Origin of the sequence: Nonomuraea rosea (genome assembly GCF_039539705.1) — a bacterium.
Classification (GTDB): domain Bacteria; phylum Actinomycetota; class Actinomycetes; order Streptosporangiales; family Streptosporangiaceae; genus Nonomuraea; species Nonomuraea rosea.
Genome location: NZ_BAABDQ010000002.1, coordinates 520,027 through 536,434, shown reverse-complemented (window position 1 = coordinate 536,434; position 16,408 = coordinate 520,027). Strand labels below are relative to the sequence as shown.

Here is a 16,408-nt window from a genome sequence, read left to right as displayed (position 1 = left end):
GGCGGCGCCACCCGCCCGCTCAGCGGCTCTACCTGGCCGTCCTGAAGGCGGGGTAACGCGGCAGCTCCGCGACCTCCCACCCCGCGCTCTCCGCCAGCCACGCCTGTACGACCTCCCGTACGGCGCGCTCGGCGCACAACGGCAGCAGCTCGTCGGCCGCGCTCCTGTCGAGCAGGCTGTAGCGGCCGGCCACCATCACGCAGTCCACGTCCGTCTCGCGGACGAACCTGGTCAGCATCGCGGCCTGGTTCATGCCCACGCCGACGGCCCGCACGCCGCCCTGGGCGCGCAGCCGCTCCAGCGCCGGATAGGCGTGCCGCACCGCCTGCTCCCAGTGGTCGTCGGGGTCGTGGATGAGCAGGAGGTCGAACGCGTCCAGACCGGTCCGCTCCAGGCTGGCCGCCAGCGAGGCGTAGACGCCCTCCACGGTGTAGTCGCGCCTCGTGGGGCCGAGCAGCGCGCCGACCTTGCTGGACACCGTCGCCTGCGACCGGTCCACGTCCTTCAGGAACCGGCCCAGCCGCTGCTCGGCCAGGCCGGAGCCGTAGCGGGGCGCGGTGTCGAAATAGCGGATGCCCGCCGACCAGGCCGCTTCGAGCGTGGCCGCGGCCTGCTCATCGCTCACCGGGCTGTAGAGCCCCGCCAGCGGGGCGGTGCCGAGCCCGATCCGGGAAACGCTGACGTCGCTGCGACCGAGCCTCACGTCCGGCTCCCCTCTCCGCCAGGAGATCGTTGGCACGCCGAAACCTATCAGACCTCCTATGTTCTTGCTAGATATCCGGGAGGTATAGACAGATCCAGGCTCTTCGCGTAGATATACATCCTACGTTCGCGGTTAACGTCCGTGAAACATCTCGCTTGCGACGTCCCCGACCTCGGCATCGGAGCCGGTCGGGTCGCACGCCCGGCGAGTGCGTCCATGCGCCTCCACGGCGCGATCACTCCATCGCTTCTCGCGGCTTCCGCCCAAGGGCGGCATGTGTTCTGGAACAGGAGTAACGGTGACTGACGGCTACACACGACGGGGCGTGCTCAGGAGCGGTTTAGGTGCGGCGGCCGGATCGCTGCTCGTGAGCGGCGTCGCCCCCGGCGCGGCGTACGCGGCGAGCGGCGGCGCGAAGGGCAACCCCCTCACCCTCTGGTACGCCCGCCCGGCCACGGCCTGGCTGGAAGCCCTGCCCGTGGGCTGCGGCCGGCTCGGCGCCATGGTCTTCGGCGGCGTGGCCACCGAGCGCTTCCAGCTCAACGAGGACAGCATCTGGGCCGGCGGCCCGCACGACTACGACAACCCCGAGGCCCTGGCCGCGCTCCCCGAGATCAGGCGGCTGGTCTGGGAGGACAAGTGGCAGGCCGCGCAGAACCTGGCCGACCAGAAGTTCCTCGGCAAGCCCAGCGAGCAGGCCCCCTACCAGGTGCTCGGCGACCTCACGCTGACCTTCCCCGGTGCCGCCGAGTTCACCGAGTACCGCCGTGAGCTGGACCTGACCAGGGCCGTCAGCACCGTGACCTACGTCCGCGACGGCGTACGCCACACCCGCGAGGTCTTCGCCAGCAACCCCGACCAGGTCATCGTCGTCCGGCACACGGCCGACCAACCGGGCAAGGTGACCTTCACGGCGGCCTTCTCCAGCCCGCAGACCACCACGACGTCCGGGGCGGGACCCGAAACGATCGCGCTCGACGGTGTCAGCGGCGACACCCAGGGGCTGAAGGGCGAGGTCCGCTTCCGCGCGCTGGCCAGGGCCGAGGCGAAGGGCGGCACGGTCGGGACCGACGGCGGCACGCTGTCCGTGGAGGGGGCCGACGAGGTCACGCTGCTGATCTCCATGGGCTCCAGCTACCGCAGCTTCAAGGACGTGGGCGGCGACCCCGCCGAGGTGGCCGGGCGGCACCTGACGAAGGCGGCCGGGCGGCCGTACGAGGTGCTGCGGCGCCGGCACGTGCGCGACTACCAGCAGCTTTTCGGGCGGGTGGAGATCGACCTGGGCACGTCGGAGGCGATCGCGCTGCCGACCGACGAGCGCATCGCGCGCAAGCAGCTCGACACCGACCCCCAGCTCGCCGCGCTCTACTTCCAGTTCGGCCGCTACCTGCTGATCTCCAGCTCCCGCTCCCCCGGCTACGCCGCCAACCTGCAGGGCGTCTGGAACGACTCGCTCACCCCCGCGTGGGAGTCGAAGTACACCATCAACATCAACTGCCAGATGAACTACTGGCCGGCCGCGCCCGGCAACCTCATCGAGTGCATGGACCCGCTGTTCGACCTGATCAAGGACCTGGCGGAGACGGGCGCCAGGACCGCCAGGGCGCAGTACGGCGCGCGCGGCTGGGTGGCGCACCACAACACCGACGGCTGGCGCGGCACGGCCCCCGTGGACTTCGCCTTCTACGGCGTGTGGCCGAGCGGCGGCGCGTGGCTCTGCCTGACCCTGTGGGAGCGCTACCTCTACACGGGCGACGAGCGGCACCTGCGTGAGCACTTCCCGCTGATCAAGGGCTCGGTGGAGTTCTTCCTGGACACGCTGCAGACCGATCCCAGGACCGGTTACCTGGTGACCAACCCCTCGCACTCGCCTGAGGTCGGCCACCACGAGGACGGCGGCGAGAACGTCAGCATCTGCGCTGGTCCCACCATGGACATGCAGATCCTGCGGGACCTGTTCGGCGCGTTCGAGGAGGCTTCCGAGGTCCTCGGCGTCGAGGAGGGGATGCGGGAGCAGGTCAAGCAGGCGCGGGCGCGGTTCGTGCCCAACCAGGTGGGGCATCTCGGGCAGATCCAGGAGTGGCAGGAGGACTACCGGGGCGACGCCGCCCTGTCGCGCAGCCGGCACATCTCACACCTGTGGGGGCTGTTCCCCGGGCACCAGATCGACCCGCGCGTCTCCCCCGAGCTGGCCACGGCCGCGCGGCGGACGCTGGAGCTGCGCGGCGAGGCCGGTGCGGGGTGGTCGCTGGCCTGGAAGATCAACTTCTGGGCGCGGCTGCTGGACGCGCCCGAGGCCTACAAGCGGCTGGGGAACCTGCTGGTCCCCGCGCGTACGGCGCCGAACATGTTCGACCTGCACCCGCCGTTCCAGATCGACGGCAACTTCGGCGGGACCTCCGGGATCACGGAGATGCTGCTGCAGAGCCACGGCGACCAGGTGCACCTGCTGCCGGCCCTGCCCGCCGCCTGGCCCGCGGGGTCGTTCCGCGGGCTGCGGGCCAGGGGCGGCTTCGAGGTGGACCTGGAGTGGAGCGGCGGCGGCCTGGCGCGCGGGCGCATCCAGTCGGACCTGGGGCGCCCGCTCACGCTGCGCACCCCGGGCCCGGTGACGGTCACGGAGCACGGCAGGCCGGTCAAGGTGGAGCGGCCCGAGCCGGGGGTGCTCGTCCTCCAGACGCGTCGTGGCGCCCGCTACGACCTCGCGGCGTCCACCTGACCCTGAGCTTCACGATGGGCGCGGGGCGGGGTCCTGGAGGCCTCGCCCCGCGCGTGGGCGGCGAACAGGCGGGCCGCCTCGTCCGGGTCCCCGGACGCCAGCGCCGACACCAGGTCGTCGTGATGGCCCGCCATGGCCGACCAGTCGCCGTCGTAGAGCGGGTTGCCCACCACGTGCAGGCTCCACAGGTTGGACTCGATCGTCCGCCAGAGGCGCAGCAGGAAGGAGTTGCCGCAGGCCGCGCACACCCGCCGGTGGAAGGCGAGGTCCGCGTCCCTGAACGCGCCGATGTCGCCGTCGCTCGCCGCCCGCCGCATCGCCAGCACATCGGCGCTGAGCTGCCGCAACGTCTCGGCCTGGATACGGGCGGCGGCGCCGCGTGCGGCATACTCCTCCAGCAACACCCTGATGTCGCGAACCTCCCGGGCCTGCTCGTCGGAGATCTCCGCGACGTAACTGCCCCGGTTGGGATAGGAGATGACCAGGCCCTCGTGCGCCAACCGCTTGATCGCCTCTCTGGCCGGCGCCTGGCTGGTGCCGACCTGTCTGGCGATCTCGGCTTCCACCAGCCGCTGCCCGGCCACCAGCTCCCCCGACACGATCCAGCCGCGCAGCAGCGCGTAGACCCGGTCCGACAGCAGCTCCCTGGGCAGCAGCAGCCGGGAGTCGGGCGGCGCGATCTGCTGCTCCTGCCAGATGCGCGCCACCGTGGACTGCGACAGCCCGAGCTGGCCGGCCATCGCGCGGGTGGAGGGCACGGCGGAGCCGCCGGCCGCGGCGGCGATCACCCGCTCCGCCTCCTGACGCTCGGCGCTGCGCGGGCGTCCCGGCCTGGGCGCGTCCGACAGGCCGTCCAGCCCGCGCTCCACGAACCTGGCGCGCCACTTGGCGACGGTCGCCGCGCTCACCGCCAGCCGCGTCGCGATCTCCTTGCGCGGCAGCCCGTCCGCGCACGCCAGCACGATACGGCTGCGCAGGCTCAGCCCGCCGCCGGGCTGCTCGGCCCACGTCCGCAGAGCGGCCAGCTCCTCCGCGCCCAGCACCAGCCGGTTGTCCTCTTCACGTCCTACCACGCGCCCACCTTAACTTATTTATGACTCAGTCACCCGCTGGAAACTTATTTGTCGTGCCACGTAAGCCCTTGACCGACCCTGGTTACCAACGTATTAAATAATCGCTAATCGAGTATCGACCCATTAAAAGGCGTCGCAGATCTCGCCCCCTTGGAGGTGCGATGCGTTCCCCCCGTTCACCCCTCGCTCTACCGGCCATCGGATGCCTGCTCCTGCTCACCGGCTGCGGCGGGGGCGGCTTCGCCGGCGACTCCCAGGCTCAGCAGAGCGAAGGAGGCCAGGCCACCGTCCGGATGCTGGTCAACATCAGCCCGAACCTCACCCAGGCCTACTGGGACGGCCTGGTCAAGCCGTTCGAGCAGGCCAACCCCGGCATCGACGTCAAGATCGAGGCGCCGACCGGCAAGGGTGTGGCCGACACGCTGCCGCAGCAGCTCGCCGCCGGCAACGCGCCCGACGTGGTCGAGACGCTGATGGCGGACGAGACGCTGGCCAAGCAGATGCTCGACCTGACCGACCAGCCCTGGACGAAGGACACGCCGCTGGCCGAGCAGGCCAAGCTGGGCGGCAAGGTCTACACGGTCGGCGTCGGCGTGCAGGCCCAGTCGCTGGTCTTCTACAACAAGGCCGCCTTCGACAAGGCCGGGATCACCCAGCCGCCGACCACGTTCGACGAGCTCGACGCCGCCATGGGCAAGCTCAAGGACGCCGGCTACCTGCCGCTCCAGACCGGCGGCGACTTCCTGACCGGGCTGCAGCTCCTGCAGCTGTCCAACCCGAGCCGCGCCCAGACCCACCCCGCCTGGCAGCAGGACGTCAAGGGCGGCAAGGTCAAGGCGGGCGAGTCGCTGCTGCCCTACCTGGAGCGCTACCGCACCTGGATCGGCAAGGGCTACGTGGACAAGAACGCCCTGGGCATGAAGTACGCCGACGCCGAGACCGCGTTCCTGACCGGCAAGTCGGCCATGTACGTCATGGGGAGCTGGTTCACCGCCTCCGAGGCCAAGGCTGAGAAGGACTTCGAGGTGGGCGTCTTCCCCGCCCCGGTCGACAAGGGGCAGACCTACCCCGGCCCGCAGGGGGCGACGCTCGCGGCGCCGTACATGATCCTCAAGTCGACCCCGCAGAAGGACGCGGCGCTCAAGCTGGTCCAGTGGCTCGTCACCGACCCGGAGGCGGTCAAGAGCCAGCTCAAGCAGGACGGCAACTTCCGCACCGGCGTGCAGCGCGAGTTCACCCCGCTGGAGAAGCAGGTGCAGGAGATCCTCGACAAGGCGCCCTCCGGAGTCCCGCAGGGCGAGGGGTACGGCGACGCCACCCTGCCCAAGGGCTTCAACTCCGCGTGGAACACCGAGGTCCAGGGCCTGTACGTGGGCAAGTCACCCAAGGAGGTCGCCGAGGGTGTGGACCGCTGGATGGCCGGACGCTCATGACGCTCACCCGTGAAGCGCCCCTGACCCTGACCAAGGCGCCCGGCCCGCCGCGGCGGCGCAGGCGTGAGGGGCTCGCCACCACGATCATGGTCGCGCCGGCCACGATCCTCTACACCGTGATGCTGGTCGTCCCCGTCGGCCTGGCGCTCTACCTGAGCCTGACCGACTGGGACGGCTTCAGCGCCGACCCCGCGTTCGTCGGCGCCGCCAACTACGTCAAGCTCCTGGACGACCCCGAGCTGCAGCGCGCCTCCCTGGTCACGCTGCTGGTCGCGGCGGCCGGCACGGCCGGGCTCAACCTGCTCGGCCTCGGCTTCGCCCTGCTGGTCAACGGCGCCTCACGGGCCAACACGTTCTTCAGGATCGTGCTGTTCTACCCGCACGTGCTCAGCGCCCTGGTGGTCGGCTTCCTCTGGTCGGCCATCCTCGGCACCACCGGCGCGGTCAACAACCTGGTGACCACCTGGGGCGGGGAGGTCATCCCGTTCCTGTCCGACCCGGCGTGGGCCACGGTCACCATGATCGCGGTGCTGGTGTGGGCCGGGTTCGGCGTCAACGTGGTGCTCTACCTGGCCGGGCTGCAGGCGGTGCCGCACTCGCTGCTCGAAGCCGCGCGGATCGACGGGGCCTCGCGCTGGCAGGTGTTCAGGAACGTGACACTGCCTGCGCTCGGGCCGTCCGTGACCGTCAACATCGTGCTGTCGCTGGTGACGCTGCTGAAGACGTACGACCTGGTGGTGTCGCTGACGGCGGGCGGACCGGCCGGTCAGACGCAGACCGTCGCCTACCTCATCCTGTGGAACTCCTTCCACGACGCCCGGCTCGGCTTCGGCTCGGCCCAGTCGGTGATCCTCATGCTGGTGACCGCGGCGCTCGCGTTCGTGGTGACCAAGCTGCGCAGGCGCGGCGAGCTGGCGGTGCACCAGTGAAGAAGACCTTCCTCTGGGCGACCGTCGCCTTCATGCTCATCCCCCTGTACGTGCTGACCGTCAACGCGTTCAAGGGCCAGCAGGACATCCTGGCCAACCCCTTCGGCTTCGGCGGGCTCACCCTCGAACCACTCGGCAGGGCGCTGACGAACCCGCAGTTCAACGTGGCCAAGGGCTACGCGGTCACGCTGCTGTTCGTGGTGGCGGTCAACGTGCTGTCGGTGGTGCTGGCCGCCCCGGCCGCCTACGCCATCGCGCGCAGCCCCAAGCGCAGGTTCCGGTGGCTGATGCTGTTCTTCCTGGCCGGGACGTTCATCCCGGGCCAGGTGCTGGTCATCCCCGTCGTGTACGTGCTCAAGACCTTCGGCCTGATGGGCACCATCCAGGGCTTCGTCCTGTTCGAGACCACGCTCACGCTGCCCTTCTCGATCTTCCTGTACGCCGGTTACATCGCCACCATCCCCGCCGTGCTCGACCAGGCGGCAGCCGTGGACGGGGCGGGCAGGCTGCGCACGTTCTGGCAGATCGTCTTCCCGTTGATGCGGCCCGCGGTCGCCACGATGGTCATCCTCAACACCTTCTCGGTGTGGAACGACTTCGTGAACCCGCAGATCATCCTGGGCCCCGGCAGCGGCCTCTACACCGTCACCACCGGCGTCTACGCGGCCGTCAGCCAGTACGCCACCGACTACACGGTGGTCTTCCCGACGCTGCTGCTGGCCATCGCGCCCCTGCTGGTCTTCTTCGTCTTCATGCAACGGCACATCATCAGCGGTCTGACCGCCGGAGCAACGAAAGGTTGAAGATGCGAGCCGCATCCCCCGACCCCTCAAGCAGCCCCTCTGTCATCGCGACCGTCCCGCTCGGCACACCCCCGGCCTGGGCGGTGCTGGAGCGCAGCTTGTTCGACGCCCTGGACGAGGCCTGGCGGGCCTTCGCGGCCCGTTACTGCGGGCCCGACGGTCGGCTGATCTACCACGGCCCGGCCGCCGACCGTGACGGCGCCGACGACTTCTACGAGGCGTTCTTCAACTGGCCGACGCTCTACCAGCTCGGCGGCGCCGACGACCTGCTCGACGCCTCGAAGCACCACTGGGAGGGCGTGACCACGCAGCTCACGGAGCTGGGCTACCTGGTGGACGAGTACGAGCGCGGCTACGACTGGTTCCACCAGGGCGAGTCGATGCTGCTGTTCTACGGCATCTGCGCGGCCGACCCGCGCGACGAGCGCTTCCGCGACAGGGCGCGCCGCTTCGCCGACCTCTACCTGCCCGGCTCGGCCAACTACGACGCCGAGCACGACATCATCCGCGCCCCGCACAACGGCGCCGGCGGCCCCCGCTACGGCCTGCAGTGGGAGTGGGCCTCCTACCACACGGACCTGGTCAGCATGCGGCCGTTCGGCCTGCCGCTGCGTGACCTGCCGGGCATCTCGACCTGGGACGACCTGGGCGACCCGAGCAACGCGGCCCGCATGGGCGCGGCGATGAGCGAGCGCATCGGCCGCGGCGACGTGGCCGTGAACCTGGCCGCGACCAGCCTGGCCGTCAACGCCTGGCTGTACGACGGCGACGAGCGCTACCGCGACTGGGCGCTGCGCTACATCGGCGCCTGGCAGCGGCGGGCGGAGGCCAACGACGGCATCCTGCCCGACAACGTGGGCCCGTCGGGCGTCACCGGCGAGCTGCACGACGGCCGCTGGTACGGCGGCAACTACGGCTGGCAGTGGCCGCACGGCCTCTACAGCGTGGGCGCCGCCGCCGCGATCGCCGCCGTCAACGCCCACCTGCTGACCGGCGACGACGCCGCGCTCGCCATCGGCCGCGACCCCTTGGAGATCGTGTACGACCGCGCCGTCCAGGCCGGCGTGACCGAGACCGAGATGAGCATCAGCGACCGATGGCTGGCCGAGCTGGGCGACGAGGCGGCCAAGCCCACGATGCTGGTGCCCAACCGGCACGACGACTCCGGCTGGTTCGACTTCCAGCCGCCGCAGCTCGGCCTGCCGGTCTGGCTCTGGCACATGACCCTCGGGAGGGGTGACGCCGACCGGCTCGACCGGATCCGCAAGGCCTCCGGCTACGACTGGTCCACGGTGCGGCCGTTCCGCAACAAGGAGGAGGCCGGGCACGAGGCGCCCTGGCTGGAGTTCCTGCGCGGCGCCAACCCCGGCTTCCCCGAGGCCATGCTGTCCACCGCGCTCGGCCAGGTGCGGCGCAGGATGGCGCTGGTCGACGCCGACCGCGCGGACCTGTCCACCATCCACGTGCACCACTGGCAGCGGCTCAACCCGGTGCTCACCGAGGCGCTGCTGCAGCTCGTCACCGGCACCCCGCAGGTGCTCTACAACGGCGGCCTGCTGCCGGCCCGGCTGGCCTACTTCGACGCCGACCGCCACCGGCCCGGCCTGCCGCAGGACGTGGCCGCGCTGGTCGACTCGGTACGCCCCGACGGCGTCCGCGTCGAGCTGGTGAACCTGAGCCTGAGCCGGACCCGCCGGGTCGTGGTGCAGGCGGGCGCGTTCGGCGAGCACCGCATCGACAGCGCGACGATCACTCAGTCCGGCGGCGACGCTTACCCGGGCGACCCGCGCGCCTACACCTCTCCCCCGATCACCGAGGCCGAGCAGGAGGTGAGCGTGGGCGGCCCGCGGCTGCTCGTCGAGCTGCCGCCCGGCCGCCGCATCCGGCTCGACCTGCACACGACCGCGCGCGTCCGCACGCCGTCGCACCAGCACTACTGAGGAGTTACATGGACGACGCAATCTGGGATCTCCCTGTTCGCGGGCAGTTGCCCGCAGAGCCCGATCCCGTCCTCGTGGAGGGGCTGTCCCGGATCAGCTCGGCCACCGCCTGCGCCAAACTGCACGCCCAGGGCATCCGGCGGACCTTCATCGAGGGGCCGCGTCCCATCGCACCAGGTCAGAAGATCGCCGGCCGGGTCCGCACGCTGCAGTTCATGCCGCAGCGCGAGGACATCGCCTCCGGGCTCGGCCAGGAGTACGTCGAGCGGCACACCGCCCTGTGGCACGTGCTGGAGGAGGTCCAGCCCGGCGACGTGCTGGTCGTGCAGGCGTACGGCAGCGCCTACACCGGCTGCTTCGGCGACATGCTGGTCCGCTACTTCAAGCGCAAGGGCGGCGCGGCCATCGTCGTGGACGGCCGCATCAGGGACCTGCCCAGGGTGAGCGGGCTCGGCGTGCCGATCTGGTGCACGGGCGCGACCCCGCACTACGCCTCGCAGGCCGAGCTGTTCCCGTGGGCGTACGACGTGCCCGTGGCCGTCGGAGGGGCGCTCGCGCTGCCCGGCGACCTGTGCGTGGCCGACGACGACGGCGCCGTGGTGGTGCCGCGCCGGCGCGCGAACTCGGTGCTCGAAGCCGCCGCCGACCACGAGCAGTGGGAGCGCTACAGCCGCGCCCGCATCGAGGAGGGCGCGGCGCTGTCCGACTACTACCCACTCACCCCCGAGACCCGCGCCGAGTACGAGCGGTGGCGGGACGTAAAGGAGAGCCAGTGATCTTCAGGTCCGTAGGCGCGGTCGTCTTACTGCTGGGCGGCTTGACGACCCCGACCCCCGCTGCGGCGGGCAAGCCCACGTGCGACTACTACGTCGCCACCACGGGCAGCGACCGGGGAGACGGCAGCGCACAGCGGCCGTGGAAGTCGATCGAGCAGGCTCGCGACCAGGTCAGGTCGAAGAAGAAGCAGAAGTGCGACATCGTGGTCAACGTCAAGGCCGGTGACTACGTGGTCGAGAAGACCATCGAGTTCACCGAGGCCGACTCCGGCGAGAACGGCCACAAGATCACCTACCGCAGCGCGGACGGGCCTGGCAAGGCCCGCCTGCTCGGCGCCAAGCCGCTCGCCGGCTGGGAGAAGTACAAGGACAACATCTACAAGACGAAGGTGGACCGTACCTTCTACACGCTGTTCGAGGACGGCAAGCGCGCCACCACGGCCCGCCACCCGAACCGGACCAGCGAGGACCTGTGGTCGCCCTACCTGTTCTCCGTGCTCGGCGAGCCGGAGAAGGAGGCGGTGCGGAACTGGCTGTACTTCAAGCCGGAGGACGTGCCGGTCGAGTGGGACGCCGACTTCGACAAGAACTCCCAGATCATGGTCTGGTCGGGCGGCTCGTGGAGCTGGTTCACCGACACCGTGCCGCTGGGCGGCGCCGACTTCCGCAAGAACTTCTTCACGCTCAACCACTGGGCCAGGTACGCCTTCGTCAACAGCCGCAGCGGCTCGCGCTACTTCCTGCAGAACACCCTGCGCTTCCTGGACCAGCCGGGCGAGTACTACTTCGACTTCGCCAACAGCGAGGTCTACTACTGGCCGAAGGGCTCGATCGACAACGTCGTGGCCCCGACGGTGAAGACGATCATCTCGCTGGCCGGCTCGTCGCCTGACAAGCGCGTGCAGAACCTGGCCTTCGACGGGCTGGCGCTGCAGTATTCGGACTTCGTGGACTGGTATCGCGCCGGCTGGATCAGCGAGGGCGACTCGGGCTACGAGCACAAGTACCCCGTCTACGACCGGCAGATCGAGATGCCGCGCAACCGGTTCGGCATGATCACGGTGACCAACTCCCGCGACATCGACCTGACCGGGCTGCACCTGTCGGACAGCGGCTACATGGGCGTCTACCTGCTGTTCGCCAACGAGCGGGTCAAGGTGTCGGACAGCCTGCTGGACAACATCGGCGCCGACGGCATCAAGGTCGAAGGCGGCTATCCCGGCGAGGGCGACATCTCCGGGCACCACACGATCACGAACAACTACATCTACCACGTCGGCGAGCTCGTCCCCGGCGACGCGTCCGGCATCGAGCTGATGAGCACGGGCAACAACACCGTCAGCAACATCAACGTCAAGCACAGCGCGCGGTACGGCATCAGCCTGGAGGTCCGGCCGGAGATCAAGCCGGCGGACAACTACGCCCGCAACAACAACTTCTCCTACATCAAGCTGGAGGAGACCGGGCTGGACAGCGGTGACATGGGCGCCTTCTACACCTACGGCGTCGCCAACGTCGAGCCGTACCCCATGGACAACCACGTCAAGCAGATGGTGATCACGGACGTCGTCAACGACCCGGGCGGCGCGATGCCGGACAGCGGCACCCGCGGCGTGCACATGGACGCGGGCGGCTGCGGCTTCACCTTCGAGAACATCGAGGTGGGCAAGGTCAGCGACGACAAGTACCAGAGCTACAAGTGCAACGAGGTGACCAACGCCAACTGGGTGGACGGCTTCGACGCCGCGAAGATGGAGTACGACAAGATCGGGGTGACGAGCTCGTTCCCGTACCCGATTCCCAGCTAGCCCCCTGACGGGGGTGCGCCTTCGCTGGGCGCACCCCCGTCGGACCCGCGTTTGGCACATCGCGTCCCGCCGGCCACCCCCTGGAGCGCATCGTGACCGACCCCCTGACCCGCCGGGGCTTCCTCGCCCTCGGCGTCACCGCCACGCTCGCCACCGCCGTCTCCCCCGCGTCCGCCTCTCCCTCTGGCTTCCCGTCCGCGGCCGCTTCTTCCTCTTCGGACTGGTTCGCCCGGCCCCGGCGGGCCGTGCGGCCCATGGTGCGCTGGTGGTGGCCCGACGCCCACGTGGACCCCGCCGAGATCAGGCGTGAGGTGGACCAGCTCGCCGACGCCGGGTTCGGCGGCGCGGAGATCGCGGCCGTGCACCACAGCATCCGCGACAAGTCCGTCCTCGACCCCGCCGGCCACGGCTGGGGCACCCCCGCCTGGAACACCGCCGTCGAGGCCGCGCTCGACCAGGCCGCCAGGCGCGGGCTCACCATCGACCTGACCATCGGCCCCTCCTGGCCGGCCGCCGTCCCCTCGATCACCCCCGAGAGCCCGGCCGCCGCCAAGGAGCTCGCCCACGGCTCGGCCCCGGTCGCCGCCGGTGCCACCTACACGGGCCCGGTGCCGCCGCCCGCCGTGGACGGCCGCCCCGATCGCACGTTGCTGCTCGTCCAAGCCGCCAGGATCGACCCCGCCCACTCCACGCGCGACGAGACCGGCCTCGACCCGGCCACCGTCCAGAACGTCGCCGTGACCGGTGAGACGATCACCTGGACCGCGCCCGGCGAGGGCGACTGGCTGCTCATCTCCTACTGGGAGCGCGGCTCCGGCCAGCGCCCCGAGTCGGGTCCGCACACCGCGCCCGAGTCCTACGTCGTGGACCACTTCAGCCGCGCCGGGACCGGGGCCGTGATCGGCTACTGGGAGTCGAACCTGCTCACCCCCGCCATCCGCACGCTGCTGCGACGCTCGGGCGGGGCGTTGTTCGAGGACTCCATCGAGATCGAGACCGACGCGCTGCCCTGGACACCGGGCCTCCTCGGGGAGTTCTCGCGGCGGCGCGGCTACGACCTGGCCCCCTTCCTGCCGGTCATCGTGCTCGCCGACGAGGACCCGGTCTTCGCCTACGACGCCGCGCTCACCCGGCACGCGCGCAAGGACTTCTGGGACACGGTCTCGGAGCTGTTCAACGAGCACCACTTCACCGCGCTGCGCGACTGGGCGCACTCGCTGGGGCTGCGGTTGCGGGCGCAGCCGTACGGGCTGCAGACCGACGCCATCGCCGCCGCGGCCATCCTCGACGTGCCGGAGGGCGAGTCGCTGGGCTTCAAGAACCTGGACGACTACCGGTGCCTGGCCGGGGGTCGTGACCTGGCGGGGCACGAGGTGCTGTCGTGCGAGGCGGGGGCTTACCAGGGTGGGGCGTACACGACCACGTGGGACAAGCTGCTGCGCACGATGGGCGGGGCGTACGCGGCCGGGCTCAACCAGACCGTGCTGCACGGCTTCTCCTACGCCACGGCGCCTGGGGCGGGGTGGCCGGGGTTCGCCGCGTTCACCCCTTACAACGGGACGACCGGGTACGCGGAATCGTGGGGTCCGCGCCAGCCGACGTGGCGGCACATCACCGACATTTCCCGATATTTCGCGCGAATCCACCTGATCATGCGACAAGGCACCCCACGTGCCGACGTGGCCGTCCTCCGGCAGACCGGCTACACCAAGACCGGCATCGGCGCCTCCTGGTTCACCGCGAGCGGGATCCCGTCGGGCTGGACCCACCAGTTCCTCAGCGGCCCCCTTCTGGACCTGCCCGCCGCCCGGGTCAAGGACGGCCGGCTGGCCGGACCCGCGTACAAGGCGCTGTTCGTGGAGGGCGACCGCTTCTACGCGGGCGAGTGCACGATGACGCTCGCGGTGGCCGGGCGGCTGCTGCAGTACGCACGTGCGGGCCTGCCCATCGTCCTGCTCGGCGCCTGGGAGCACGCCACGGTCCCCGGCGTGCCCCGCGACGGGGACGACGACCGGCTCCGCGCCGTGCTGGCCGACCTGCTCGCCGAGCCCAAGGTCCGGATGATCGCCGCCGCCGCGGACGTGCCCGCCGCACTCGCCTCCCTCGACGTGCGCCCAGACGTCCGCTACGCGGCCACCTCCACCTTGCTCACGATGCGCCGCGTGGACGGAAGGGTGGACTACTACTACCTGTGCAACGGCAAGCACCAGGAGAACGCCAAGCCACCCGTGGCCCCCATCGACCACGAGATCACGCTGGCCCGCACGGATCGTGACGGAGTCCCGTACCTCCTCGATCCATGGACGGGACGCGCGGAGCGGATCGCGCTGTACACCGACGAACCGGACGGGATCCGCCTGCGGGTGGCTCTGCGGCCCGGCCAGGCCAGGATCGTCGCCATCGGCCGCCCCGGCCTCTTCGGCGACCGCACGGGCAGGCGTCCGCACGCCACCGCCACCGGCGCGGACCAGGCGAGATTCGCCGGCGGCCGCTTGCTCGTCCGCGCGACCGCGGCCGGGACCTACACCACCACCCTCTCCGACGGCCGGACGGCGACGACCCGCATCGGCCCCGTCCCCGCCCCCATCCCGCTGACCGCGTGGCGGCTCCGGGTGGAGGACTGGCGGCCGGACTCGAAGCCTGCGCACACGCTGAGCCTCGACCGGCTCCTCCCCTGGCCGGAGATCCCCGAGCTGGCCGACGTCTCCGGCGTCGGCACGTACACGACGACGGTCGAACTGCCCGGTTCGGGGGCGTACCTGGAGCTGGGCGAGGTCACCGACACCTGCCGGGTACGCGTCAACGGCCGCCGCCTCGACCCGGTGGACCAGCTCCACCCCGTCCTCGACGTCGGCCCGTACCTCAGGCGTGGCCCGAACACCATCGAGGTGGAGGTGGCCACCCCGCTCGGCAACCGCCTCAGGGTGGCGGACCCGGCGGTCTACGGCGGCCTGACCCGCCAGCCGTACGGCCTCCTCGGCCCGGTCAGGCTCGTCCCGTACGGCGAATCCCCGGCCCAAGAGCTGTAACCGACCCTCTTCGCCGGCACTCGCACACGCCTGCCCGCCGCACCGCCTTCTCGTTGTCTGGGACGTGCAGTCGTACGACACCCGAACGATCTGGCCCCTGCCGCCGGAGGGCAGGGAGGCCCAGGTGTGAGGGCCGGAACGTAAGCTGTCTGGGTGAGTGCCGGGGTGAGACGCGGGTGGTGACGCGCAACGACGTGGCGCGGCTGGCGGGCACCTCGCCGGCCGTGGTCAGCTACGTGATCAACAACGGGCCCAGGCCCGTCTCCGAGGCGGCCAGGCGGCGCGTCCTGGCGGCGGTCGAGGAGCTCGGCTACCGCCCCAACGTGGTGGCCAGGTCGCTGCGCTCACGCCGCTCGTGGACCATCGGCGTGATCGCCTCCGACAGTGCGGGGGGGACGAGCCCGTTCTTCGGCCAGTTCACCCGCGCGTGCGAGGAGGTGGCCTGGCAGCGGGGCTACTCCGTGCTGCTCGGCAACTCGGCCGAGGATCCGGCGCGGGCCGAGAGCTACGTACGCAGCTTCATGGAGCGGCAGGTCGACGGGCTCGTGCTCATGCGCGTCCCGGTCGCGCCCGACCGGGCCGAGGAGATGCGCGGCCGCATCCCGGTGGTCACCATCGACCACCAGGCGCCGCCCTACTTCTCCCGGCTCGCGGTGGACGACGAGGAGGGCGGCTACCAGGCCACCCGCCACCTGCTCGGGCACGGCCACCGCCGCATCGGCTTCGTCGGCGGACCGCTCGACGTCACCCCCGTCGCGCTGCGCGCCGCGGGCTGGCGCCGGGCGCTGCTGGAGGCCGGGGCGGAGATCGGGCCCATGGAGGAAGGCGAGCTGAGCCTGGAGGGCGGCTACTCCGCCGCGCTCCGGCTGCTGTCGTCGCCCGAACGTCCCACGGCGCTGTTCGCCTCGATCGACGACCAGGCCATCGGCGCCATGCGCGCGGCGGCCGACCTCGGGCTGCGGGTGCCCGCGGACCTGGCGGTGGCGGGCTTCGACGGGGCGCGGGAGGCGGCGTACACGGTGCCGGGGCTGACCACGATCAGCCAGCCGATCGACGAGATGGCCAGGCACGCGACGGAAACGCTGGTCGGGGCGATCGAGACGGAGGGCGGGGAGCCGCTCACCAAGATCTTCTCCGCCACCCTGGTCACCCGCGGCTCCTGCGGCTGCCCCGAGCCCCGCCTCCACCGCTGACC

The 16,408-nt window shown here is 71.0% G+C and carries 11 protein-coding genes; 9 read left to right on the top strand and 2 right to left on the bottom strand.

Annotated elements, in window-relative coordinates; all coding sequences use genetic code 11:
• Positions 1 to 28: 28 nt before the first annotated feature.
• Positions 29 to 703 (bottom strand): aldo/keto reductase, encoded by a 675-nt coding sequence (locus tag ABEA43_RS06325; RefSeq protein ID WP_345559642.1) that lies wholly within the window; start codon positions 701 to 703, stop codon positions 29 to 31.
• Positions 704 to 1,001: 298 nt separating this feature from the next.
• Between ABEA43_RS06325 and ABEA43_RS06320 the strand changes: the two genes are divergently transcribed.
• Positions 1,002 to 3,422, top strand: coding sequence for a glycoside hydrolase family 95 protein (locus ABEA43_RS06320; RefSeq protein ID WP_345559641.1), 2,421 nt, complete (start codon positions 1,002 to 1,004; stop codon positions 3,420 to 3,422).
• Here the strand turns inward: ABEA43_RS06320 and ABEA43_RS06315 are convergent.
• Complete coding sequence (locus ABEA43_RS06315; protein WP_345559640.1) at positions 3,398 to 4,495, bottom strand: FCD domain-containing protein; 1,098 nt, start codon at positions 4,493 to 4,495, stop codon at positions 3,398 to 3,400. The two genes, ABEA43_RS06320 and ABEA43_RS06315, sit on opposite strands and share 25 nt — an antisense overlap.
• A gap of 161 nt (positions 4,496 to 4,656) precedes the next feature.
• Here ABEA43_RS06315 and ABEA43_RS06310 point away from each other — a divergent pair, with 161 nt between their 5' ends.
• From ABEA43_RS06310 to ABEA43_RS06275, 8 genes are all read left to right on the top strand, one after another.
• On the top strand, positions 4,657 to 5,928 hold the full coding sequence (locus tag ABEA43_RS06310; RefSeq protein ID WP_345559639.1) for an ABC transporter substrate-binding protein: 1,272 nt from the start codon (positions 4,657 to 4,659) through the stop codon (positions 5,926 to 5,928).
• A complete protein-coding gene (locus ABEA43_RS06305) occupies positions 5,925 to 6,857 on the top strand; it encodes a carbohydrate ABC transporter permease (RefSeq protein ID WP_345559638.1) in 933 nt (310 codons plus the stop codon). The genes ABEA43_RS06310 and ABEA43_RS06305 overlap by 4 nt, the downstream gene beginning before the upstream one ends.
• Positions 6,854 to 7,660 (top strand): carbohydrate ABC transporter permease, encoded by an 807-nt coding sequence (locus ABEA43_RS06300; RefSeq protein ID WP_345559636.1) that lies wholly within the window; start codon positions 6,854 to 6,856, stop codon positions 7,658 to 7,660. Before ABEA43_RS06305 ends, ABEA43_RS06300 begins: the two co-directional genes overlap by 4 nt.
• A 2-nt stretch (positions 7,661 to 7,662) precedes the next feature.
• Positions 7,663 to 9,600: a DUF8034 domain-containing protein gene (locus ABEA43_RS06295; protein WP_345559634.1), complete on the top strand. Its 1,938-nt coding sequence runs from the start codon at positions 7,663 to 7,665 to the stop codon at positions 9,598 to 9,600.
• Between the two features lie 8 nt (positions 9,601 to 9,608).
• Positions 9,609 to 10,376, top strand: coding sequence for an RraA family protein (locus ABEA43_RS06290; RefSeq protein ID WP_345559632.1), 768 nt, complete (start codon positions 9,609 to 9,611; stop codon positions 10,374 to 10,376).
• The gene (locus ABEA43_RS06285; RefSeq protein ID WP_345559630.1) at positions 10,373 to 12,184 is read left to right on the top strand and encodes a right-handed parallel beta-helix repeat-containing protein; all 1,812 of its coding nucleotides are present in this window, start codon (positions 10,373 to 10,375) and stop codon (positions 12,182 to 12,184) included. Before ABEA43_RS06290 ends, ABEA43_RS06285 begins: the two co-directional genes overlap by 4 nt.
• A gap of 92 nt (positions 12,185 to 12,276) precedes the next feature.
• On the top strand, positions 12,277 to 15,213 hold the full coding sequence (locus tag ABEA43_RS06280; RefSeq protein ID WP_345559628.1) for a glycosyl hydrolase: 2,937 nt from the start codon (positions 12,277 to 12,279) through the stop codon (positions 15,211 to 15,213).
• 179 nt (positions 15,214 to 15,392) lie between these two features.
• Positions 15,393 to 16,406, top strand: a complete 1,014-nt coding sequence (locus ABEA43_RS06275; protein ID WP_345559626.1) for a LacI family DNA-binding transcriptional regulator — start codon at positions 15,393 to 15,395, stop codon at positions 16,404 to 16,406.
• The last annotated feature ends 2 nt before the right edge of the window (positions 16,407 to 16,408 follow it).